Here is a 23,019-nt window from a genome sequence, read left to right as displayed (position 1 = left end):
ACACCGCTCCTAGGGCAGATGTTTGTGCCGACTGTGCGGGTCTAGCGCGCCTCGAGCACCTCGTACGCCGCCCGCACCCGGTCGAGCCACCACGCCCGGCGCTCGACCGGAGCGGCGGAGGCCCGCAGCAGGTCGACATCGACGTCGACCCGTCGCACGTCGATGCCGCCGCTCTCCGGCAGCAGCGGCTCGCGCGAGACGTCGGCGGTGAGCATGGCCGCGGTGCCGAGCCCGCAGTCATGGTCGAGGGTCGGCACGGCAGCGGCGAGGTGGGCCCCCATCGACAGCCCGACCGACGTGTCGATCGCACTCGAGACGACGACGGGCAACCCGGCTTCCTCGACGATGCTCGACGCTGCGGTCACCCCGCCCAGCGGTTGCGCCTTGATCACGAGCAGGTCGGCGGCGCCGGCGCGAGCGACCGCGAGCGGGTCGGCAGCTTTGCGCACGCTCTCGTCGGCGGCGACCGGGACGCCCGTTTCTGCGGCACGCACGGCGGCCAACTCGGCGATGGTTCGGCACGGCTGCTCCACGTATTCCAGGTCGAACGGCGCGAGCGCCTCCAAGGCGCGAAGAGTCTCGTTTACCGTCCAGTGCATGTTGGCGTCGACGCGCACGCGCCCACCGGGCCCGACGAACTCGCGTGCTGCTGCGACCCGTGCGACGTCGTCGGCGAGGGTCTGGCCGGGTTCGGCTACCTTGACCTTCACGGTGCGGCAGCCGGGGTAGCGGGCGAGGATCGAGGGCACCAGGTCGGCCGCGACGGCGGGGAGAGTGGCGTTGACCGGGATCCTCGTCCGCAGCGGTTCAGGCAGGTGGCCCCAGCCGAAGTCGACGGTCGCGGCGAGCCACGACGAGGCCTCGTTGGCGTCGTACTCGACGAACGGGCTGAACTCGGTCCAGCCGTTCGGCCCCTCGACGAGAAGCGCCTCGCGCACGTCGACCCCGCGAAAGCGATTGCGGAGCGGCAGGGCGACCACGAAGGCGTCGCGGGTGAGGTCGCCGAGCGGGGGCAGCGGCGGAGGGGAGGGGAGCATGCCCCGAGTCTTCCACTCGGCCCCGGTCGATAGGCTGGCGGCATGAGCGACACCGTCTCCGACCTGTTCGATCCGACCGAGTGGCGAGAGGCGCCGGGAGCGGGTGAGCTCACCGACATCACGTACCACCACGACGTGAACGGCCAGGTCGCGCGCATCGCGTTCGACCGCCCCGAGGTGCGCAACGCCTTCCGGCCGCATACGGTCGACGAGCTCTACCGCGCTCTCGATGACGCGCGCATGAACCCGAAGATCGGCGTCGTACTGCTCACCGGCAATGGCCCCAGCGCGAAAGACGGCGGCTGGGCGTTCTGCTCGGGCGGCGACCAGAGGATCCGGGGGCGAGACGGTTACAAGTACGAAGGCGATGAGGCCCTCAAACCCGACCCCGCCCGCAACGGCCGCCTGCACATCCTCGAGGTGCAGCGGCTCATGCGCACCATGCCGAAGGTCGTCATCGCCGTCGTTCCGGGCTGGGCCGCGGGCGGCGGCCACTCCCTGCACGCTGTGGCCGACCTGACGATCGCCAGTCGCGAGCACGGTCGGTTCAAGCAGACCGACGCCGACGTCGGCTCGTTCGACGGCGGCTACGGCAGCGCCTACTACGCCCGGCAGATCGGCCAAAAGCTGGCCCGCGAGGTGTTCTTCCTGGCCCAGGAGTACTCGGCCCAGCGTGCCTACGAGATGGGTGCCGTCAACGCCGTCGTCGATCACAAAGACCTCGAAGTCGAGGCTCTCCGCTGGGCCCGGACCATCATGGGCAAGTCGCCGACGGCGATCCGCATGCTGAAGTTCTCGTTCAACGCCGTCGACGACGGCATGGTCGGCCAGCAGGTGTTCGCCGGCGAGGCCACGCGGTTGGCATACGGCACCGACGAGGCGGTCGAGGGGCGCGACGCGTTCCTTGAGAAGCGCTCGCCCGACTGGTCGCCCTACCCCTGGCAGTTCTGACGTGAGCGCGGTCGCGCTGTGACGCACGAGCTCCTGGCGATCGACGCGCGCTCACCACAGGCAGTGATGGTCGCGCTGCGTACCGCGCTGTCGGGCGGACCGGCGATCAACCCCCGCATCGACGACTCGGTGCCGGTCGACCTTCCGGCAAAGGTCGAGAAGCGCGTCGCGGTCGTCATCGAGACGAGCGGCTCCACCGGGCAGGCGAAGCGTGTAGCCCTCTCGGCCGGTGCCCTGCTCTCCGGCGCTGCGGCGGCCGATGCGGCTCTCAGTGGCCCGGGGCAGTGGGTCCTGGCTCTGCCAGGGCATTACGTCGCGGGGCTCAACGTGCTGGTCCGGTCGATCGCCGCCGACACCGAGCCGGCGCTCCTGCCGGTGGGGCACTTTGATCCGCAGGCGTTTCTCGACGCGGCGGCGAGTCTCACTCATACGGTCCGCTACACGTCGCTGGTGCCCGCTCAGCTCGGCCGTGTGCTCGATCTCGCCGAGGTCGATCGGGCGGGCCAGCGGATCCTCGGCCGCTTCGACGCGGTCCTCGTCGGTGGTCAGGCCACGCCCGCGGCGCTGCTGGCCCGTGCTGAAAAGGCCGGTGTGCGGGTCGTGCGTACCTACGGGTCGAGCGAGACCAGCGGCGGGTGCGTCTACGACGGCGTTCCGGTCGGCCAGACACGGGCCGCGGTGGTCGACGGCCAGCTCGAGCTCTCCGGGCCGACCCTCGCCGAGTACTACCTGCGCGATCCCGCTCGCACCGAGGCTGCCTTCGTCGAGCGCGAGGGGCGGCGGTGGTATCGCACCGGAGACGCAGGATCCGTCGGCCCCGACGGCAGGGTCAGCGTGATCGGCCGACTCGACGACGTGATCATCTCGGGCGGCGAGAAGGTCTCGCTCGGCGTGGTCGAGCGCGCCGTCCGCGAGTTGCCGGGGTTCGCCGACGCAGTCGTGGTCAGGGCGCCGTCGGAGCGCTGGGGCGAGGTGCCCGTCGTGGTCGCGGTCGCGCCTCCGATCGACCTCGCCGCTCTTCGGGCGGCCGTGACCTCGGTCGTAGGCCGATCGGCTGCACCCGATCGTCTCGTCGTCGTCGACTCCATTCCGCTGCTGCCGAGTGGCAAGCCTGACCGCGTACAGCTTGCGTTTTTCGCATGAGATAGGTGACATAATGCATACCCACTGAGCTGATCGAGCGCGAGGGGGATGGCATGCACCAGAGAGCGATGCGGCACGACATCACTGGCCTCCGCGCGCTCGCCATCGTCCCGGTCGTCGCCTTCCATGCCGGAGTGCCCGGGTTCACCGGCGGCTTCGTAGGAGTCGACGTCTTCTTCGTCATCTCGGGCTTTCTCATCACGGGGCAGCTCCTCCGCGAGCTCGAGACGACCGGCCGCCTCCACCTCGGCCGCTTCTGGGCTAAGCGACTCCGCCGCCTCGTGCCTGCGGCCGCGCTGATGATCGTCTTGACCCTGCCCCTGGCGCTGCTCTTTCTCCCGCCGGTCAATTGGCTGTCGGTCGGCAAGCAGGCGGGTGCGGGGCTGCTCTTCGTGTCGAACTTCTTCTTCGCCCGTCAGTCAGATGACTACTTCACCCACGACCTGATGGTGCCGCAGCCCTACCTCCACACCTGGTCGCTGAGCGTCGAAGAACAGTTCTACCTCGTGTGGCCCGTGCTGCTCCTCGCCGTGGTGGGCGTGGCCGTGCGGGCCGGATGCCGGCCACGAGTGGCTCTCGCGGCGGTGTTCGGGGTCGTCGGGGCCGGATCCTTTGCCCTGTCGGCTTTTGCGACGACCTCCCACCCGCAAGCGGCCTTTTACCTGCTCCCCACCCGCGCCTGGGAGTTCGCACTCGCCGGCCTCCTCGCGCTCGTTCCCGTCGGCCTGATCGGGTCGGGCGTGGTTCGCGCGGTCTGCGGCGGCGCCGGGGTGCTCGGCCTCGTGGCGATCGTTGTCGGGCTGCCGTCTGATGCTCCCTACCCGGGTGTGGCCGCGATTCTTCCCGTCGCGGCCACACTGCTGGTGATCGTTGGCGGTCTGGGTCCGCCCTTGCGCTCGACGGCTCTACCCACGCGGGTGCTCGAGGCGCGGCCGCTCCGTTTTCTCGGCACGGTGTCGTACTCCTGGTATCTCTGGCATTGGCCGCTCATCGTTCTCCTGCCCGTGGCCCTGCGCGCCGAATCGCCCTGGATTCCCGTCGCCGCGGGCCTTCTCGCTCTCGTCGTCGGCGCGTCGACCTATGCCTTCTTTGAGAACCCAGTCCGGTTCGCTCCGCCTCTCGCCCGCTCGGCGCGGCTCTCGTTCGTCGCAGCCGGCGCCTTCGTGCTGGTGGCGGGCGTCTTTTCGGGCGCCACCTGGTTTCAGGGGCGATCGGCCGCTGAGGCGGCAGAGCAACTCGCCGCGACTTCGTCGGTCGAGCTGCCGTCCGACGCGTGCCTCTCGACAGAGAAATCGGCGTCGGGGGTTCCTCTCTGCATCCTGGGCGATGTGACGAGCTCGACCGTGGTGGTCGTCGTCGGCGACTCCCATGCCGGCCATTTCGAGGCGGCTCTCGGCGAGGCGGCCCGGCGCGAGAGGATCCGCCTCGTCTACCGCTGGCAGAGCGCCTGTCCGGCGATCGACGTGACGACGGTCATGACGACCGGCAAGGCGCCCGCGGGGTGTCAGCAGTTCCGCGACGAGACGGCGCGTGTGGTCGCTGACCTGCACCCGACGGCGGTCGTGATCTCGCAGGCCGAGGCCTACCTCGGGCGGATTCGCTCGACGGAGGGCGCGGTGCTCTCCGAGTCTTCGCAGAAGAAGGTCTGGGTAGACGCCTACGAGAACTGGATCGACCAGACGTCGAGGTCGACCGGCGAGATCGCGGCGATCCGTGACAATCCCCGACTTCACTACGACCCCGGTGCGTGCCTGGAGGCGCCCGGCGGCTCGGCACGCTCCTGCGCCTCGCCCCGCGACGAGGCGCTCGACCAGATCGCGCCCCTGCAGGCGCTCTCGGCGCGAGTTCAGGCGCAGCGCGGCGTCGCGCCGATCTTCACCACGACCGACCGCCTCTGCGACTACGACGAGTGCAAGGTCGAGGTCGGTGGCGTTAAGGTCTACCGCGACTACAACCACCTCGCGCCGCAGTACACCGCGACGCTCGGGCCCGCGCTCGGCCTCTTTCTGCGCGAGGCGGTCGACCGGGCCGAGGCTCGGGCGGCGTCGGGCGGCTGACTCGTGTCGGGCCGCCGCCGAGCCTGAATTCAGCGGCACCCGTAACTTCTGCGGTGCTTGCCTGCTACCCCGCGACGGTAAACTTCCGGCGTGTCCCAGTCGAAGTCGAAGAGCAAGTCCACGCGCAAACCCGCCGGTCGTCCGGGCGGGCGACCGGGCCGCGTTCCGGTGCGAAAGGCGACGGCCAGCGATTGGATCGCGGGAGCCCGCCCCCGCACCCTCACGCTCGCCATCGCACCGGTCGCTCTCGGCAGTGCGGCCGCCAACCAGTCCAATGCGTTCGACTGGCCGCTCGCAGTCCTCTGCCTAGTGGTCGCGCTGTTCCTGCAGATCGGCGTCAACTACGCCAACGACTATTCCGACGGCATCCGCGGCACCGACAAGTATCGCGTGGGACCGGCCCGTCTCACCGGGGGTGGCGTCGCCAATCCCAGGCGTGTTCGCAACGTCGCGTTCGTCTCATTCGGCGTCGCCGCTCTCGCGGGAATCGCCATCGTGGTTGTCACCCAGTTCTGGTGGCTGCTCCTCGTGGGCGCGGTCTGTGTGATCGCCGCGTGGTTCTACACCGGGGGCAAGCGCCCCTACGGTTACAACGCGATGGGCGAGATCTTTGTGTTCGTCTTCTTCGGCCTGGTCGCGACTCTCGGCACCGAGTTTGTGCAACAACACCGTGTCACCGAGCTTGGGTGGGTCATGGCGGTGATGATCGGCCTCTTCTCGTGCGCCGTGCTGATGATCAACAACATCCGCGACATCCCCCAAGACGCCCAGGCCGGTAAGCGCACGCTAGCCGTACTCCTGGGTGCGCGCGGCGCACGGATCGTCTACGCGCTCTTCCTGCTGGTGCCTTACGTGCTGCTGACCTACTTCGTCGCACTCTACGTTGGTGGCGGCTATGTCTACTTCACGTTGATCCTGACGCTTCCCGCGCTCATCATCGGCGTGACAGCGAAGACGCCGAAAGAGATGATCCTCGCTCTGAAGCTGTCGTCGTTCTCAGCGCTGGCCTTCTCGCTCGCGCTGGCGGCCGTGATGTTCTTTTTGCAGCTCGGCTGACTCACAGCGCGACGCCGCTGCGCTAACCGATTCACGCAGTGCGTACTGATTTTTCGGTAAGTGGTGCGTGAAACGGTTAGCAAAGCCATACGGTCACAACCCGCGGCCGCTAGTCCTCTTCTGACGGCGCAGCGCGACGAGCCGGCTTGCGGTCGAGCCCGGCGTCTTCGGCGTCGGCGTCGTCGTCGCGTGCGGGAGCCTCACGGCGCTTGGCGAGGTTCTCGGCAACGCCCGCGCGAAGCCGGCCAAAGAAGATGTACGAGATCAACAGCGCGAGCACTGCGGCAACGCCCGCGGCGACGTAGACGGTGAACACCGGCACGAGGCTCAGAACGGCGAAGAGGACCGCGAACAGCCCGATGCGGGCACCCGTGTAGAGAAGAGCAGCTTTCACGTGGAGCAGTCTAGGTCAGGCGATTTTGCGCCCCCTTCGAGCGACTCTCTCAGGTGCCCCGCCTAGGCTCACGGCATGGTCAAAGGGCTGATCGTTCTTCTGGTGGCTGCGGTCGCCTTCATCGTCTATGCCCTGGTCGATTGCGCTTTCACCGAGCGACAGCGTATGCGTTCGCTGACCAAACCGATCTGGGCACTCCTCATCGTGGTTCTGCCGGTGATCGGCGCCGTCCTGTGGTTGTTGCTCGGCAAGGCGGGCCGCGCCGACAGCCCGCGCCTGATCGCCCCCGACGACGACCCCGACTTTCTCGGTCGGGCTGCGGCACCGGTGAGCGACCGTGAGCGGGAGTCGCTCGACGAACGCATCCGCAAGCTCGAAGAGGAGCTGGCCGAGCGCGATGATGACGGCCCGGGCAAGCCCACGCGCTGACCGTCCCTCCACCACCGGGTGGCACACTGATGACGTGCCCACCCTCCCTGCTCCGAGCGGCAGCCCCGCGACCGATTTCGCCGTCCTCCTTCTGGCTGAGCTCGAATCCGCTGGCGTTCGCGATGTCGTGCTCAGCCCCGGATCCCGGTCTCAGGCCCTGGCTCTCGCGGCCGCGGAGTTCGAGGCGGCGGGGCGTCTCCGCCTGCACGTGCGCATCGACGAGCGGTCGGCCGGTTTTCTCGCGTTGGGTCTCGCCATCGAGAGCGGAATCCCCACGGCCGTGGTGACGACGTCCGGCACCGCGGTGGCGAACCTGCATCCGGCCGTCCTCGAAGCTCACCACTCGGGGGTCCCCCTCCTGCTGCTGACGGCCGATCGCCCCACCGAGATGCGCGGAATCGGCTCGAACCAGACAACCCACCAGTCGGCCCTGTTCGGCGAGTCGCTGCGGTTGCTCCGTGACCTCGAGGCCCCGTCCGACACCGGTGTCGACGCCGACGCCGTCCGCCAGCTGGTGAGCGAGTCGATGTCGGCGGCCCTCGGGCGCTCCAGTTCGCCCGGTTACCCCGTCGCCCCCGGCCCCGTCCAGCTCAACATCGCCTTCCGCGAGCCGCTCTCCGCCCCGGTCACAACGCTTCCCGAGGCGCGAGAGCAGAGCCGAGCAAGCAACCAGACCCAGAAACACGGCCAGAACGCAGGATCCGCGCCCACCCTCCCCGCATCCCACACACCCTTCGCGCTCGAGGTCGATGCAGACCCGGCCACCGTCGTGGTGGCCGGCCACGCGGCCGGGCCCGTCGCCGAAGAGACCGCCCGCCTGCTCGGCGCTCCGCTCGTCGCCGAGGTCTCGAGCGGTGCACGATTCGGCCCGAACCTCGTGCCCGCCTACCGCCTGCTGCTCGACGACGTGGGCTTCGGCGGCGCCGTCCGGCGCGTGGTCGTCTTCGGGCATCCGACGCTGACGCGACAGATCCCGGCGCTGCTGAAGCGCGAGGGCGTCGAGGTGATCGTGGTGCGCGGCGGGGTGCCGGAGGCGTACGACCCGAGCAGGAGCGCGACGGTGATCGACGCCGTCGAGGTCACGAGCGGCGCGCACGACCCGGACGACCGTGCCCATCGCGGGTGGGTCGGATCCTGGGTTCACACCGGCCGGGCCCAGCTCGACGACGACGAGACCGCCCCCGACCTCGAGGCGGCTGTTGCCGAAGACAGCGCCTCCCGGGCGCAGTTCCTTCGGGGTGAGGTGGAGGCGATCCGGCGACCGGTCACGCGGCGTGCACTCGTCGAGGCGCTGTGGCGGCTCACCTGGCCGCACGACCGGCTCGTCCTCGGGGCGTCGCGACTGATCCGCGAGGCCGACGTGCACGTCGCCGGCAAGAGGATCGCCGTCCACGCGAACCGCGGCCTCGCAGGGATCGACGGCACCATCGCGACAGCCACCGGCATCGGTCTCGCGGCGCAGGCCGGCGGCACCAGTGGCGCCTCCGCTCAAGAGTGGGCAGATGGCGCGGGCGGGATCACGCGGGTGCTCGTTGGAGACCTGACGCTGCTGCACGATGCGGGGTCGCTCCTGTTCGGTGTCGGCGAGGCGAAGCCGAGGATCCAGGTGATCGTCGGAAACGACTCCGGCGGCACCATCTTCGACGGGCTCGAGGTCGCGGGCGTTGCCCCGGAAGCTCTGATGACCAGGGTGCAGCTGACGCCTCAGGTCGCCTCGTTCGACAAACTCGCCCAGGCCTACGGCTGGGAGTACGTGCGGGTATCCACCCGCGGCGAGCTGGAGCAGGCGCTGGCCGGGTCGCGCGGACCGGTGCTGATCGAGGTACCGCTCGCTCGGTGACGCTCATCGGATCCTGGTCTCTTCGTCGTTTGGGTTCGCGTGGGGTCGGGTCGGGGCGCGGTCGGGTGCCGGGCATAGAGTCGCCGCATGGCAAAGACATGGAAGACCGAGCCGGCCGAGTCTCTTCGAGTGGGCGCCGACGTGCGCCTCGCCGATATCGATCCGGGCTCGACCCCGGGATTCGACGGTGACAAGAAGTACGGAGTGCAGGCGCTCGAATCAGGGGCCGAGCAGCTGTCCCAGCTCCAGGAGAAGTTGTTCGCCGACTCGCGCGCGAGCGGCGGGAAGAGCGTGCTGCTGGTGCTGCAGGCAATGGATACCGCCGGCAAGGGCGGGATCGTCCGCCACGTGGTCGGAGCGGTCGACCCGCAGGGCGTCGCGCACCACGCATTCAAGCGTCCGACCGAGGAGGAGCTCGCGCACGACTTCCTCTGGCGCATGCGCAACCAGCTTCCCGATGCCGGAATGATCGGCGTCTTCGACCGCTCGCACTACGAAGACGTGCTCATCGGGCGGGTTAGCTCGCTCGTCGCCCCGGAGGTCATCGAGAGCCGCTACGAGGAGATCAACGCGTTCGAGGCGGAAGTGGCGGCGTCCGGGACGACGATCGTGAAGGTCATGCTGCACATCTCGTCCGATGAGCAGAAGGCTCGACTGGGGGAGCGGCTCGAGCGCCCCGACAAGTTCTGGAAATACAACCCGGGCGACGTCGACGAGCGGCTCGTCTGGAACGAGTATCAGGAGGCGTACGAGATCGCTCTGCGGAAGACGTCGACCGAGGTGGCACCCTGGTTCGTCGTGCCGGCTGATAAGAAGTGGTTCGCTCGGGTGGCCGTACAGCGGCTGCTGATCGGGGCTCTTCGCGGGCTCGACCTCGAGTGGCCGGCCGCCGACTTCGATATCGAGACCGAGAAGGTGCGGCTCGCGACGAGCTGGGGACGTGGCGCGTCGTCGATCACGTGTGACCGCTCCATAGTGGCGGACGGGGCGACCCGCTAACCGAGGGCGTCGGCGATCGGCATGAACTTCATCGTCGTCTCGGCGACCTCGCGGCCGGCCTCCGACTCCGCGACGATACCCGCACCGGCGAAGGCGCGAATCGTCGCCGTCTCGCCAGCGGGGGCGCGGACCACCTGGGCGCACCGCAGCGCGATTGCCCACTCACCGTCGCCGTCGGCGCCGACCCACCCGACGGGGCCGGCGTAGCGGCCGCGGTCGAAGGGCTCCAGCGCGGCGATCAGGCGCAGAGCATCGGCCGTCGGCGTACCGGCCACGGCGGCGGTGGGGTGCAGCGCGTCGATCAGGTCGAGGCTGCTCGAGTCGCCCGTCAACTGGCCGGTGACGTCGCTCGCCAGATGCCAGAGGTTCGGCAGCTTGAGGGTGAACGGCGATTCTCCGGTCAGGATCCGAGACGCGTATCCGTCGAGCGACATCAGCAGACTGCGGAGCGCGAATGCGTGCTCGTCGAGGTCTTTCTGTGAGGTTGCGAGGGCGAGGGCGGCGGCGGCGTCGGAGGCGGCGTCCGTTCCGCGGCCGGCGCTCCCGGCGAGAACTCGGGCGCTGAGCTCGCCCTTCTCGGAGCGGATGAGGGTCTCGGGGCTCGAGCCGATGAGGCCGTCGACGGCGAACGTGTAGGTGTCGGGGTAGGCGAAGGCCAGATCGCGGGCGATGCGACGCAGGTCGGCTCCCTCGGGTAGCTCGGCGTCGAGCGGTCGCGCGAGAACGACCTTGCTCACCTCGCCGCGCCCGATCGCCTCGACCGCCCTCTCGACGGACGCGGCGTACGCGTCGGCCGAGAACGACGGCTCGTCGAGCTGCAGGTGCACCTCGTCGCCGAGCGAGAAGCGCTCGCCGAAGTCGGCGCCGTCGACCCGGGTCAGCCAGTCGACGCCGTCGCGCCGCCCGAGGATGATTTGCGGCACGATGAGCACGCTCACCGCGCTCGAGTCGTCGGAGAAAGCGAAGGATCCGAACCCTACGAGGCCCGATCCCGCAAGGGCGACCTCGTCGTCGACACTCGCCTCGGCGGCGAGCCGCCTCCACGCCTCGGCCGCTTCACGCATCCGTTCCGGCCCGGAGAACTCGAGCCGGACGGCCTCGCCGATTCCGGCGATCCCTTCGCCCCGCCGGATGAATAGCAGGGGGTCGTGGGGGTCGATGTGGGCCAGGAAAGGGGCGATGTCGTCGATGCGGGTTGTCGACACGTGGAGCTTCACTCCCTCATCGTAACGACGCTCCCTCGGGCCGCTCGCGGAGTTCCGTCCGGTCGACCTGGGCGTTCGTCGTGCATCGGCCGTGCGCCACCTGCACTCGGCCCGGGTGCAGGCCCTGCCGGTAAGATCGCAGCCGTGACCAAGGCCGATATGAACAAGCAACCGCAGCAGGTTGCCTCCATGTTCGATGGGGTGGCTGCGCATTACGACGTGACCAACGACATCCTCTCCGCGGGCAACGCCGTGCTCTGGCGTATTGCCACCGTAAAGGCGATCGGTGCGGGTGCGGGCGAGAAGGTGCTCGACATCGCCGCTGGCACCGGCACGAGCTCTGCCGCGATCGCCAAATCCGGGGCCGAGGTCGTCGCTCTCGACTTCTCAGCTGGCATGGTCGAGGTCGGGCGCAAGCGTCAGCCGCACCTCGAGTTCATTGTCGGCGACGCTGAAGAGCTCCCCTTCGCCGACGAGACTTTCGACGCCGTGACGATCTCGTTCGGCCTTCGCAACGTCAACCGCCCCAAGACGGCGCTGGCCGAGATGTACCGTGTGCTCAAGCCGGGTGGCCGCCTGGTCATCTGCGAGTTCTCGACTCCGCCCCTCGCCGGCCTCCGCTTCGGCTACCAGGCGTACCTGCGGCACGTGCTGCCCGGCATCGCCAAAGTCACCTCCAGCAACTCGCCGGCCTACAGCTACCTCGCCGAGTCCATCGAGAAGTGGCCCGAGCAGCAGGTGCTGAGCCAGTGGCTTCGCGGCGCCGGCTTCACCCGCGTGGCGTACCGCAACCTCACGGCCGGCATCGTTGCCCTGCATCGCGGCCGCAAGCCTGCCTCCTCGACCCGTCGCCCGTCGTCGGCTCCCCACGCCTGATCGACCGAAGGTGAACCCGTGAAACCCAGTGCACCGGCGGCCCGCCGCACCGCCGGCTTGAGCTCGTCGTTGGGCCTCGCCGAAAAACTGTTCTCCTCCGCGTCGGAGCGCCGTTTCGTCGCGGCGATTGACGCTGGTCTCGAGCGAGTCGAAGAGGGCCTGCTCGTCGAGATGGCCTTTGGTGACGATCTCGCCGACGTGACCAGCCGGTACCTGCTCGCTGCCGGCGGCAAACGTATTCGCCCGACGCTCGCCCTTCTCATCTCGCAGCTCGGCGACGGCGCCACCGATTCGGTCGTGTCGGCCGCGCAGGCCGTCGAGATCACCCACCTCGCGTCGCTGTACCACGACGACGTCATGGACGAGGCGACAATGCGCCGCGGAGTTCCGAGCGCTCAGTCTCGCTGGGGCAACAACGTGGCGATCCTCACCGGAGACCTGCTGTTCGCTCGCGCATCGACCATCGTCGCCGACCTCGGCGAAGAGGCCATACGGCTTCAGGCCCAGACCTTCGAGCGCCTCTGTCTCGGTCAGCTCCACGAGACGATCGGCCCGCGCGTCGACGACGATCCCGTGGCCCATTACCTCGACGTGCTCTCCGACAAGACCGGGTCGCTCATCTCGATGGCCGCGAAGGTCGGCGTGCTGTTCTCGAATGCTCCCCGCGAGTACCTCGGTTCGGTCTCCGACTTCGGCGAGAAGATCGGCGTCGCCTTCCAGCTCATCGACGACGTCATCGACCTGTCGCCCCAGGCGGATACGACCGGCAAGCGCGCCGGCACAGACCTGCTCGCCGGCGTCGAGACACTGCCGCTCATGTACCTCCGCGTCGAGGCGCAGACCGACATCGACTCGTCGGCGCTCCTCAGCGAGATCGAGGCGAACGTCAAGGCCACCACGGCCGGGGGCGCGGTCAGTGAAGCCGATCTCGCCGACACGGTCCGCCAGCTTCGCGAGCACGACGTCACCCGTCGCACGCACGACGAGGCGAAGCGCTGGGCCGACGAGGCGGTCGCCGCACTCGCCCCGCTGCCCGAGGGGCCCGTCAAAAAGGCCCTGACACGGTTCGCTCAGCGCGTCGTGGAGCGGACCGCCTGAGCCGAGCCGTCGGATCCTCGGCTCCGAACGATCAGCGCCAGCGCTCACGCGCTTCAGCACGCACACCTTTTCACCACCACCGAAGGACTCAATTCGTGACGACCCTCCGTCTTGCCATCGTCGGAGCCGGCCCCGCCGGTATCTACGCCGCTGACATCATCCTGAAGGCCGAACGCCAGTTCGACGTGCAGATCGACCTGTTCGAGCAGCTGCCGGCCCCCTACGGTCTGGTGCGCTACGGCGTCGCCCCCGATCACCCGCGCATCAAGGGCATCATCAACGCGCTGCGCGACGTGCTCGACCGCGGCGACATCCGCATCTTCGGGAATGTGCGCTACGGCGTCGACATCAGCCTCGACGACCTCAAAAAGCACTACAACGCGGTGATCTTCTCCACCGGTGCGATCGCCGACGCCGACCTCGACATCCCCGGCATCGAGCTCGAGGGCAGCTACGGCGCCGCCGACTTCGTCTCGTGGTTCGACGGCCACCCCGACGTGCCGCGCACCTGGCCCCTCGACGCGCACTCGATCGGCGTCGTCGGCGTCGGCAACGTCGCTCTCGACGTCTCGCGCATGCTGGCGAAGCACGCCGACGACCTGCTGCCGACCGAGATCCCCGAGAACGTCTACGACGTGCTCAAGGCGTCTCCCGTCACCGACGTGCACATCTTCGGGCGTCGCGGCCCCGCGCAGGTGAAGTTCTCACCGCTCGAGCTCCGTGAGCTCGGTGAGCTGCGCGACGTCGACATGATCGTCTACGACGAAGACTTCGACTACGACGAGGCGTCCAAGACGGCGATCAAGACGAACAAGCAGGTCTTCGTGATCGACAAGGTGCTGAACCAGTGGCGCCAGCGCGAGACCGGCAGCGCTTCGCGTCGCCTGCACCTGCACTTCTACGCCAAGCCCGTGCGGGTCGAGGGCGCCGATGGCCGCGTGACCGGCTTCACCTACGAGCGCACCCGCCCCGACGGCGCCGGTGGCGTCGAGGGCACCGGAGAGATGCGCACCATTCCGATGCAGGCGATCTACCGTGCCGTCGGTTACTTCGGCTCACCACTCGACGGCATCCCGTTCGACGAGAAGCGCGGTGTGATCCCGAACCACGAGGGCCAGGTGCTCGACGACGACGACCAGCTCGTGCCCGGCGTCTACGCGACCGGCTGGATCAAGCGCGGCCCCATCGGGCTCATCGGCCACACGAAGAGCGACGCGATGGAGACCGTCGGCCACGTTCTCACCGACCAGGCGTCGTGGTGGACCCCGTCCGAGCCGTCGCTCGAGTCCGTCAACGAGCTGCTCGACTCGCGCGGGGTGAAGTACACCGACCTCGACGGCTGGCACCGTCTCGACGAGCACGAGATGGCGCTGGGCGAACCGCAGGGCCGCGCGCGCGTCAAGGTCGTGCCCCGCGACGACATGATCCAGGTGTCGCGCGGCGAGTAGCCGCCGTGACGGGGCCCGGACCATGACAGCGCAGGATCCGAACGCTCGCCCCGCGGTCGTGCCCACCGCACCTCGACCGACGTCCCGGCTCGTGGGCATCGACGCCGCTCGCGGCATCGCGCTCTTCGGCATGTTCGCCGCGCACCTCGTCTTCGTCGAGGAGCCGGTCGACTGGACAGAACCCACGACCTGGTGGTCGATCGTCGCCGGTCGGTCGTCGGTGCTGTTCGCCACGCTCGCGGGGGTCTCTCTGGCCCTCGTGACCGGCCGGAGCCATCGCTTCACGGGTGCGGCGCTGTCGACGGCCCGGAAGCGGGTCGCGGTCCGCGGGATCCTGATCTTCGTGCTCGGGATCCTGCTGATGCTTCTCGAGACTCCCGTCGCGGTGATCCTCTCCACGTACGGGCTGCTCTTCGTCGTGCTGTTGCCGGCGCTGTCCTGGCCGCGTCGGGCGCTGCTGCTCGTCGCTGCCGGCCTGGCCCTGGTGGCGATGCCGATCTCGTTCGCTTCGCTCACTCCGCTGTATGAGACGGGGCAGATTCGGCAACAGATCCTGCTGTACTACCCGCTCGCGACCTTCGCCGCCTACCTGCTCGTCGGCCTCGCCGTCGGGCGCTCCGATCTCTCGTCACCTCGCGTGCTGGGGCGACTGCTCGGCCTCGGCTTCGCCCTGGCGCTGATCGCCTACAGCGTGGGCGAGGCGGTTCTGCCCGGCGGACGGTTCTACCAGTCGGGCGCTGAAGTGCGACTTCGCGACTTCGTGTTCGCCAGCGAACCGCACTCGTCCACGCTCGTCGACATGGTTGGGTCGGCCGGGGTCGCGCTCGCGGTGATCGGCGTGTGCGGTCTGCTCGCCCGGCTCCGGCTCGCATCGTCGGCGATGCTGCCGTTCCGGCTGCTCGCCCGGGTCGGAGCCCTGCCGCTCACGATCTACTCGGTGCACCTCGTGGCGATCGCGTTCCTCTTTCACAGCGGTTTTCTCGACACGCTCACACGCACCGGAGACACCGTGGTCTGGGTGGGCTTCGTCGGCGGCAGCGCCCTCGTGGCCACGCTGTGGGGCGGTCGCACGGGCCCGTTCGAGCGCGCCATCGGGGGCATGGCTAAGCGCGTCGCGCCTGCTCCGCGTGAGGTGGCGGCCCGACAGTGGGCACCCCCAACCGGGCCGCCGGTGGCGTGAGCGGGGCCTAGTTCGCCTCAAGTGCCGCAGGGGAGGTCGGCTGGGCCGGATCCTCGGGTTCGTCTCGGTTGCTACCCGCTGACGCGCTCAGCGGAAGTTGACGAACTGCAGCGAGACGTCGAGGTCGGCGCCCTTGAGTAGAGCCATCGTCGCCTGAAGGTCGTCGCGGCTCTTGGAGGAGACGCGCAACTCGTCGCCCTGGATCTGGCTCTTGACGCCCTTCGGAGCCTCGTCGCGAATGAGCTTGTTGATCTTCTTCGCGGCCTCCTGGTCGATGCCGTCTTTCATAGAGACCTCGATGCGATACTCCTTGCCGCTCGCATAGGGGTCGCCAGCGTCGATGCTCTTGAGCGAGATGCCGCGCTTGATCAGCTTCGACTCGTAGACCTCGAGGACGGCCTTCGCGCGTTCCTCGGTGTTCGCCTTGATGAGCACCTTCTCGCCGCTCGTCTCGATCGAGGCACCGACGTTCTTGAAGTCGTAGCGCTGCTCGACCTCTTTGCGGGCCTGATTGAGGGCGTTGTCGGCCTCCATCGAGTCGACCTTGCTGACCACGTCGAAAGTACTGTCTGCCATGCCTGCCAGCCTAGCGAACCTCCGGTCGGTGGCGGGGAGGAGGTGGAGACCGCGGGCGACGAGGATCCCAGTGGTCGAGACCACCCCGAACGCCATGTATTGTAGGTGCGCGCCTTCGGTTGCCCGAGTGGCACGAGAAGCGCATCTGGCAAGTTACCCAAGCGGCCAAAGGGATCTGACTGTAAATCAGCCGGCGTAGCCTTCGGGGGTTCGAATCCCTCACTTGCCACGATCAGAACGACCACACCCCGCGAGCACCCGTGCCGCGGGGTGTCGTCTTGTGGAGGACGCCATGACCAACGCCACCAGCCCGACCAACGCCGATCTGCTGCAGACGGCCCGGTCGATCGCACGGGAGGCCGGAGCGCTCGCCGCCCGGCGCCGTGCCGAGGGCGTCGAGGTGGCGGCCAGCAAGTCGAGCGCCGTCGACATCGTCACCCACGCCGATCGCGAGGTCGAAGCGCTCATCAGGCGGCGTCTGGCGGCTGAGCGTCCGGGCGACGGTTTTCTCGGCGAAGAGAGCGGCGCCGAGCCGTCGACCACCGGCCTCACCTGGATCGTCGACCCGATCGACGGCACCGTCAATTTTCTCTACGGCATACCGATGTACGCGGTGAGCATCGCTGTGGTGTCGGGGGAGCCGGATCCTCGGCACTGGACCGCCCTGGCGGCGTGCGTCGTCAACCCCGTTCTCGACGAGGAGTACAGCGCCACCCGTAGTGGCGGTGCGGCACTGAACGGCGTCCCTCTGCAGGTCACGGGCCCGACCGATCTGTCGCAGTCGCTCGTCGGCACGGGCTTCTCGTACGATCCCGCCCGGCGCGTCGAGCAGGCGACTCGCCTCGTTCCTCTGCTCGGGCGTGTGCGCGACATCCGACGAATCGGGGCGGCATCGCTCGATCTCTGCGCGGTCGCTGTCGGGCGGCTCGACGCCTACATCGAGCGCGGACTCCAGCCCTGGGATCACGCTGCCGGAATCCTCATTGCCGAGGAGGCCGGCGCCTCGGTGCTGACCCCGGCCGGAGCTCCCGCGAGCCGCGACCTTACGGTCGTGTCGGCTCCGGGCATTCGGGCCGAGTTGGCGAGCGCTCTGGCCGACTGCGGTTTCTAGGGCGAAGGAGTCGAGCGGACGACCCCCAAGGATCCGCACCTCACTCGTGCACGCGCCAGCAGCCCCTCGGCGTGCTCAACCTGACAAATCACAGAATGTGAATATCAGCGTCTCGCCAAACCGTCGATCTCTCTGTATGGTGGTGAAGTCGTCGTCGAAGTGAGTGTGTCCGTTCCCGCTCAATCCGGCCGATTTGGTTTTATCTTGCCGGAGTCGACGTCACCGAACACCCGAAAACTACGCCGCCACTCGCTGCGCCAACTTCGATGGTTTTTCTCCCCGAAATCCGTCTGAGTGAGTCAGCGAGCGATGAAGGCACCGATCGAGTACGAGGAGAATCCACGCTGTGACGTCTCAGGGCCACGAAGCCAGTTCCTCGGCGACGCGACCCGTGACGGTCGACAACGAGGGTGGTGCTCTCACTCGACGCGAGCTGCGTGCCCGCGAGCGTGCCACCGGCTCGATTTCGGCCGTGACGCCTCTTCGCTCCGGCGCGGCCCCCGTCGAGTCTTCCGACGTCGCCACGGCGAGTGCACCTGCCGCTGCCGCAGCACCCGGCTCGCGCCGCGCGCTCCGAGAGGCACGTGAAGGGGCATCGTTCGTGCGGCCCTCGGCCGACCAGCCCGTTCAGGCTCCGCTCGCAGAGGCACCCGTTCTCACGGTGTCGCCCGCCGCGGCCGATGAGGTGCCCGTCGTCCCCACCGTGATGCCGACGGCCCCCCAGCCCGCCGCTCCTGCCCGCACGGCCCCCCGGGCTGCAGAGCCCCGTCTCGCGGCCCCACGCGCCTCCGTTCGTGCGACCGCTCGGGCTCGTCGTGCGGCAGCCGTGGCCGCGCCTGTCGTGGCACCCCGTCGCTCGCCGGCGCAGCTCCGAGGCCAGCGCACACGTCGCTTCGGAGTGCTCGGCGCGATGGTCTTCGTCGGCGCGACGATCGTCGCGACCTCCGTGCCGGCCAACGCCTACTTCGTCGATACCCCCGAGAACGTCGCTCTCAAGCTGACCGCGGCCGCGCAGTCAGGAACAACCGTCGGCGGAGTCGCTGCGACCGGCGGCCAGCAGTACGTCGCATCAGGAGCCGTCTCCGACGCCTCCGTCGGCCGCGACGGGTACTCGGTGACCAACCTCAACACGACCGTCTCGTCGGCGAACGCGGGTGCGTTCACCAACGACTCCACGGCTGCAGTCCAGTGGCCGTTCGCGACCGGAGTGCCGATCTCGAGTGGCTTCGGCGCCCGCCAGGTCGCGAACTGCGGTTTCTGCTCCACGTTCCACCAGGGTCTCGACTTCATCCCCGGCGCCGGAACCCCCATTCAGATCGTCGCAGACGGCGTTGTGTCGAAGGTCGAGCAGGGCGGCGGCGCCCTTGGCTACAACGTGTGGATCGAGCACACGATCAACGGCCAGCAGGTCACGAGCGTGTACGCGCACATGGTCGCCGGGTCGATCAAGGTGACCCAGGGCGAGACGGTCAAGGTCGGCCAGCAGGTCGGAAACGTCGGCTCGACCGGCAACAGCACGGGTGCCCACCTGCACTTCGAGATCCATCTCAACGGCGTTCCCGTCGACCCGTACCCGTGGCTCATGGCCAACGCCGGCGCCGCCTGAGCCGCTCTTGCCGGTGTGCCTGAGAGGCACTTCCTCCGTCTTACGGACAAAGCCACCTGCCGCGGCAGGTGGCTTTGTCCGTAAGACGTCTGGCGGATCAACGCCGGCGACGCCGGCCCGCGGCCACTACGACACGCGCAACCACACCGTCGCATCGGCAGGCAGCGCCGCTCCCTCGAGCTCGACAGTCGCGAGGAGCTCGTCGGCGACGGGGAGCTCGACCGGCACCGTACCGGTGTTCGCAATCACGGTGATCTGACCGTTGCGGAACGCGACCACGTCGGGGCCGTAACCCGGCAGCCACTCGACCGTGCCGGATCCTAAAGCGAATTCGTGACGCAGGGCCAGGGCCAGACGGTAGAACTCGAGAGTGGAGCCGGTGTCGCCCTCCTGAGCGTCTCGCGCGTAGGGCGCCCATGCCTCGGGCTGCGGGAGCCACGACTCGCCGGTGGTGTTGAACCCGAAGGCGGGCGATGCGGCCTCCCAGGGCAGCGGCACACGGCAGCCGTCGCGGCCGTAGCGCTCGCCGTCCGTGCGGAACCACGTGGGATCTTGCCGGGCTTCGTCGGGCAGCTCGATCGCCTCGGGAAGCCCGAGCTCTTCGCCCTGGTAGATGTAGGCCGAGCCGGGGAGGGCGAGCATCACGGCGGTGGCCGCGCGAGCCCGTGCCAGGCCGACGGCGGTGTCGGGCAGGCCCGAACTCTTCGGCCCGATGCCCGCACCCTGGGCGTTGTCGGCGGTGAGCGCGAGCCGGGAGGCGTGGCGCACGACGTCGTGGTTCGAGAGCACCCAGGTGCTGGGGGCGTCGACGCTGTCGAACACCTCAAGCGACGAGTCGATGACGCCCTTTATCGATGGTGCCGACCAGCCGCTCTCGAGGTACGAGAAGTTGAACGCCTGGTGCATCTCGTCGGGGCGAACCCAGTTGCTGAGCTTCGAGAGCGGCTCCACCCAGGCCTCGGCCACCAGGATCCGGTCGCCCGGGTAGGTCTCGAGAAGGGCGCGCCACGAGCGGTAGATGTCGTGCACTCCGTCTTGAGCCCAATACGGAGGCGTCTGGTCTTCGGCGAGGCCGCCGCCCATGCTGCCGGCGTCTTTCGGGGGCGTGTAGTCGGGAAGCCCCTCTTTCTTGATGAGACCGTGGGCGACGTCGATGCGGAACCCGTCGACACCGCGGTCCAGCCAGAATCGGAGCACGTCGAGGAACTGGTCGCGGACTTCGGGGTTCTCCCAGTCGAAGTCGGGCTGCGAGGAGTCGAAGAGGTGGAGGTACCACTGGCCGGGCGTGCCGTCTTTTTCGGTGACGCGGCTCCACGCGGCGCCGCCGAAGACCGACTGCCAGTTGTTCGGGGGAAGCTCGCCGTTCTCGCCCTGCCCGTCGCGGAACAGATAGCGGGCGCGCTCGGGGGAGCCCGGAGCTGCCGCCAGCGCGCGCTGGAACCAGTCGTGCGCGTCGGAGGAGTGGTTGGGGACGAGGTCGACGATCACTCGCAGGCCGAGCTCGGTAGCCCGGCGCCGGAGCGCGTCGAAGTCGTCGAGGGTGCCGAAGAGAGGGTCGACGTCGCAGTAGTCGGCGACGTCGTAACCGGCGTCTTTCTGCGGAGAAGTGAAGAACGGCGAGAGCCATACGGCATCGACGCCGAGGTCGGCCAACGCCGAGAGGCGCGAGGTGATGCCGGGGAGGTCGCCGATGCCGTCGCCGTTGCTATCGGCGAAGGAGCGCGGATAGACCTGGTAGATCACGGCCGTACGCCACCACTCGGCCCCATCGAGTCGGGGGCCGTCGGTCTGGATGGTCTCGTCGAGAGGCATGACAGCCACGATACGACAGGTGCGTCGCTCTCAGCCGCACGAGTCCACAGGGGAGTACCGGGTCCGTTATGGTGGTGCGAACCGACCGGATTGGCTACCTCCTGGACTCCTTGCCCGACCTCTTCCCGCCCGACGCGACTCCCTTCCCGCTCGCGCTCGGAACAAACGTGTTCGGCTGGACGGTGGGTGCACCGACCGCCCTCGAGATCCTCGACGTCTATGCCGACGCCGGCGGACGGGTGCTCGATACGGCCGACGTCTATTCGGCCTGGCTCCCGGGCAACACGGGCGGCGAGTCAGAGGCGATCATCGGCCGGTGGCTCGCGCGCCCCGGCAACCGCGATCGCGTCATCGTCAGTACGAAGGTGGGTCAGCACCCCGACGCTCCGGGCCTCACTCGCACCAGCATCCGCAAGGCCGTCGAGGCCTCGCTGGGTCGGCTGCGCACCGACCGTATCGATCTCTACTTCGCGCACTACGACGATGACGAGACTCCGCTCGACGAGACGGTCGCCGCCTTCAGCGAGCTGGTCGACGAGGGCAAGATCCGCTACCCCGCCGTGTCGAACTACACCGGCGCGAGGCTCCGGCAGGCGCTCGCGATTGCCGACCGTGACGGCCTCCACCCCTTCGCGGCGGTCCAGCCGGCCTGGAACCTCGTTCGTCGCAACGAGTACGAGTCCGACATGTCGCCGCTGGTGGACCACTTCGGGCTCGCCGTGCTGCCTCATTCGACGCTCGCGAGCGGGTTCCTCACGGGCAAGTACCGCAGCCGCGACAACATCGGCGACTCGCCCCGGGGCAGTCGAGCGATGGGTAACCTCACGCCCGGCAACTTGCGCACCCTCGACGTCGTCACCGATATCGCTTCGAGGCACGGGGTGACACCGGCCGCCGTGGCGATCCGCTGGGTGGTCCAGCAGCAGAACGTCGTCGGCGCCCTCGCCAGCGCTCGCTCGGTGATCCAGCTCGAGAACCTCCTCGGGGTGGCCCAGCTGACCCTCGACGACGCCGAGATGACCGAGCTCACGACCATCTCGCAGCACGCCGACGACTGAGGACGGGTCTGTCGGCTGCTTCGTCGAGGAGGAGCTCGACGCTGTGTATGCCTCGATCCGGGACCACCGGGATCCTCGGCTCTCAGAATTCCCGAGGCGAACGGGTGTTGCGTTAGAGAACATCCGATCTGAAGGAGTCACATGACCGACGCACCCCGCACCACTCTCGGGTCGAGCGACCTCAGCGTCTTCCCGCTCAATCTCGGCGGAAACGTCTTCGGCTGGACGGCCGACGAGGCGACGTCGTTCGAGATCCTCGACGCCTACGTCGCAGCCGGTGGAAACTTCATCGACACGGCCGACGTCTACTCGGCCTGGAAGCCGGGCAACTCGGGGGGAGAATCCGAGGTCATCATCGGCAAGTGGATGAAGGCGCGCGGCAACCGCGACGACATCGTCGTGGCCACCAAGGTGGGCATGCTCACCGGCCTCGAGGGCACCTCGCGCGAGATCGTCCGTCGCGCCGTCGACGACTCGCTCGAGCGCTTGGGCACCGACTACATCGACCTCTACTACGCCCACCGCGACTTCACCGACCGTCCCGTCGAAGAGGCCGTCGAGGCCCTCTCCGAGCAGGTCGAGCTCGGCAAGGTCCGCGCGATCGGAGCCTCGAACTTCTCGGGTCAGCGCCTCGAGCAGGCTCTGCGTTTCTCGGAGTCGGAGAACCTGCCGAAGTACGCGGCGATCCAGAACCAGTACAGCCTCGTCGAACGCGACAAAGTCGAAGGATCCGACGGCGGCCCGACGGTCGCTGGCGTCGCGGCTGCGGAGAACGTCACCGTGCTGCCCTACTCGTCGCTGGCCAGCGGGTTCCTCACCGGCAAGTACCGCGACGGAGTCGACGTCGACAGTCCCCGTGCCGGAGGCGCCAGTGCCTACCTCGACGAGCGGGGTCGGCGTGTGCTCGCCGAGCTCGACCGCATCTCGGAGTCGACCGGCGCATCGGTCGCCACCGTTTCGCTGGCCTGGCTGATTGCGCAGCCCGCGGTGGCCGGCCCGATCGCGTCAGCCCGCACCGTGGAGCAGCTGCCCGACCTCATCGCGGCGACGACGCTCGACCTCTCGGCCGACGATGTGGCCGCGCTCTCGGCGGCGTCGGCCTAGGCCGCACCGCGCTCTGCCGAGATCGCAGTAGTGGTCGAC

The 23,019-nt window shown here is 68.7% G+C and carries 20 protein-coding genes and 1 tRNA gene; 16 read left to right on the top strand and 5 right to left on the bottom strand.

All coding sequences use genetic code 11. The features are described from left to right. Window positions 1-41 precede the first annotated feature (41 nt). Entirely contained in the window at window positions 42-1,037 is a 996-nt protein-coding gene (locus tag ITJ49_RS07670; RefSeq protein ID WP_194603552.1) for an o-succinylbenzoate synthase, read from the bottom strand. Window positions 1,038-1,079: 42 nt separating this feature from the next. On the opposite strand from ITJ49_RS07670, the gene ITJ49_RS07665 reads away from it, so the two are divergent. From ITJ49_RS07665 to ITJ49_RS07650, 4 genes are all read left to right on the top strand, one after another. Further along, window positions 1,080-1,988: a 1,4-dihydroxy-2-naphthoyl-CoA synthase gene (locus ITJ49_RS07665; protein ID WP_194603549.1), complete on the top strand. Its 909-nt coding sequence runs from the start codon at window positions 1,080-1,082 to the stop codon at window positions 1,986-1,988. Window positions 1,989-2,006: 18 nt separating this feature from the next. Further along, window positions 2,007-3,131, top strand: coding sequence for an AMP-binding protein (locus ITJ49_RS07660; protein ID WP_370544413.1), 1,125 nt, complete (start codon window positions 2,007-2,009; stop codon window positions 3,129-3,131). 53 nt (window positions 3,132-3,184) lie between these two features. Then, window positions 3,185-5,188, top strand: a complete 2,004-nt coding sequence (locus ITJ49_RS07655; RefSeq protein WP_194603546.1) for an acyltransferase family protein — start codon at window positions 3,185-3,187, stop codon at window positions 5,186-5,188. 90 nt (window positions 5,189-5,278) lie between these two features. Then, window positions 5,279-6,244, top strand: a complete 966-nt coding sequence (locus ITJ49_RS07650) for a 1,4-dihydroxy-2-naphthoate polyprenyltransferase (protein ID WP_370544412.1) — start codon at window positions 5,279-5,281, stop codon at window positions 6,242-6,244. Window positions 6,245-6,353: 109 nt separating this feature from the next. Here ITJ49_RS07650 and ITJ49_RS07645 read toward each other — a convergent pair whose 3' ends face one another. Beyond that, window positions 6,354-6,638, bottom strand: a complete 285-nt coding sequence (locus ITJ49_RS07645; RefSeq protein ID WP_158613187.1) for a DUF4229 domain-containing protein — start codon at window positions 6,636-6,638, stop codon at window positions 6,354-6,356. Between the two features lie 75 nt (window positions 6,639-6,713). On the opposite strand from ITJ49_RS07645, the gene ITJ49_RS07640 reads away from it, so the two are divergent. The 3 genes from ITJ49_RS07640 to ITJ49_RS07630 all read left to right on the top strand — a co-directional run bounded on the left by ITJ49_RS07640 (window position 6,714) and on the right by ITJ49_RS07630 (window position 9,906). Next, the gene (locus tag ITJ49_RS07640; RefSeq protein ID WP_194603543.1) at window positions 6,714-7,067 is read left to right on the top strand and encodes a PLD nuclease N-terminal domain-containing protein; all 354 of its coding nucleotides are present in this window, start codon (window positions 6,714-6,716) and stop codon (window positions 7,065-7,067) included. Next, window positions 7,039-8,907 carry a 2-succinyl-5-enolpyruvyl-6-hydroxy-3-cyclohexene-1-carboxylic-acid synthase gene (menD, locus tag ITJ49_RS07635; RefSeq protein WP_370544411.1) on the top strand — a complete coding sequence of 623 codons (1,869 nt, stop codon included), beginning with the start codon at window positions 7,039-7,041 and terminating at the stop codon, window positions 8,905-8,907. The genes ITJ49_RS07640 and menD overlap by 29 nt, the downstream gene beginning before the upstream one ends. An 87-nt stretch (window positions 8,908-8,994) precedes the next feature. Further along, complete coding sequence (locus tag ITJ49_RS07630) at window positions 8,995-9,906, top strand: PPK2 family polyphosphate kinase (protein WP_194603537.1); 912 nt, start codon at window positions 8,995-8,997, stop codon at window positions 9,904-9,906. Here ITJ49_RS07630 and ITJ49_RS07625 read toward each other — a convergent pair. Then, window positions 9,903-11,123 (bottom strand): isochorismate synthase MenF, encoded by a 1,221-nt coding sequence (locus ITJ49_RS07625; protein ID WP_370544410.1) that lies wholly within the window; start codon window positions 11,121-11,123, stop codon window positions 9,903-9,905. The two genes, ITJ49_RS07630 and ITJ49_RS07625, sit on opposite strands and share 4 nt — an antisense overlap. Before the next feature lie 132 nt (window positions 11,124-11,255). Between ITJ49_RS07625 and ITJ49_RS07620 the strand changes: the two genes are divergently transcribed. The 4 genes from ITJ49_RS07620 to ITJ49_RS07605 all read left to right on the top strand — a co-directional run bounded on the left by ITJ49_RS07620 (window position 11,256) and on the right by ITJ49_RS07605 (window position 15,713). Then, entirely contained in the window at window positions 11,256-11,987 is a 732-nt protein-coding gene (locus ITJ49_RS07620) for a demethylmenaquinone methyltransferase (RefSeq protein WP_199726158.1), read from the top strand. An 18-nt stretch (window positions 11,988-12,005) separates the two neighbouring features. Then, window positions 12,006-13,085, top strand: a complete 1,080-nt coding sequence (locus ITJ49_RS07615; RefSeq protein WP_194603529.1) for a polyprenyl synthetase family protein — start codon at window positions 12,006-12,008, stop codon at window positions 13,083-13,085. 95 nt (window positions 13,086-13,180) lie between these two features. Beyond that, on the top strand, window positions 13,181-14,533 hold the full coding sequence (locus ITJ49_RS07610) for a pyridine nucleotide-disulfide oxidoreductase (protein ID WP_194603526.1): 1,353 nt from the start codon (window positions 13,181-13,183) through the stop codon (window positions 14,531-14,533). 22 nt (window positions 14,534-14,555) lie between these two features. Next, window positions 14,556-15,713, top strand: coding sequence for a heparan-alpha-glucosaminide N-acetyltransferase domain-containing protein (locus tag ITJ49_RS07605; protein WP_194603523.1), 1,158 nt, complete (start codon window positions 14,556-14,558; stop codon window positions 15,711-15,713). 87 nt (window positions 15,714-15,800) lie between these two features. Here ITJ49_RS07605 and ITJ49_RS07600 read toward each other — a convergent pair whose 3' ends face one another. Then, entirely contained in the window at window positions 15,801-16,289 is a 489-nt protein-coding gene (locus ITJ49_RS07600) for a YajQ family cyclic di-GMP-binding protein (protein WP_055959655.1), read from the bottom strand. A gap of 147 nt (window positions 16,290-16,436) precedes the next feature. Between ITJ49_RS07600 and ITJ49_RS07595 the strand changes: the two genes are divergently transcribed. The 3 genes from ITJ49_RS07595 to ITJ49_RS18190 all read left to right on the top strand — a co-directional run bounded on the left by ITJ49_RS07595 (window position 16,437) and on the right by ITJ49_RS18190 (window position 19,006). Continuing rightward, window positions 16,437-16,518, top strand: a tRNA-Tyr gene (locus tag ITJ49_RS07595). A 63-nt stretch (window positions 16,519-16,581) separates the two neighbouring features. Continuing rightward, window positions 16,582-17,400 (top strand): inositol monophosphatase family protein, encoded by an 819-nt coding sequence (locus ITJ49_RS07590; RefSeq protein ID WP_194603520.1) that lies wholly within the window; start codon window positions 16,582-16,584, stop codon window positions 17,398-17,400. Window positions 17,401-17,746: 346 nt separating this feature from the next. Then, complete coding sequence (locus ITJ49_RS18190) at window positions 17,747-19,006, top strand: M23 family metallopeptidase (RefSeq protein WP_194603517.1); 1,260 nt, start codon at window positions 17,747-17,749, stop codon at window positions 19,004-19,006. Between the two features lie 126 nt (window positions 19,007-19,132). On the opposite strand, the gene ITJ49_RS07580 is transcribed toward ITJ49_RS18190, so the two are convergent. After that, window positions 19,133-20,818, bottom strand: coding sequence for an alpha-amylase family glycosyl hydrolase (locus ITJ49_RS07580; RefSeq protein ID WP_194603514.1), 1,686 nt, complete (start codon window positions 20,816-20,818; stop codon window positions 19,133-19,135). Between the two features lie 68 nt (window positions 20,819-20,886). On the opposite strand from ITJ49_RS07580, the gene ITJ49_RS07575 reads away from it, so the two are divergent. Both ITJ49_RS07575 and ITJ49_RS07570 read left to right on the top strand, forming a co-directional pair. Further along, on the top strand, window positions 20,887-21,876 hold the full coding sequence (locus tag ITJ49_RS07575) for an aldo/keto reductase (RefSeq protein ID WP_194603512.1): 990 nt from the start codon (window positions 20,887-20,889) through the stop codon (window positions 21,874-21,876). 141 nt (window positions 21,877-22,017) lie between these two features. After that, window positions 22,018-22,980, top strand: a complete 963-nt coding sequence (locus tag ITJ49_RS07570) for an aldo/keto reductase (RefSeq protein ID WP_194603509.1) — start codon at window positions 22,018-22,020, stop codon at window positions 22,978-22,980. The last annotated feature ends 39 nt before the right edge of the window (window positions 22,981-23,019 follow it).

Source organism: Frondihabitans sp. VKM Ac-2883, from assembly GCF_015350875.1.
Taxonomy (GTDB): Bacteria; Actinomycetota; Actinomycetes; order Actinomycetales; family Microbacteriaceae; genus Frondihabitans.
This window is presented reverse-complemented; position numbering and strand designations above follow the sequence as displayed.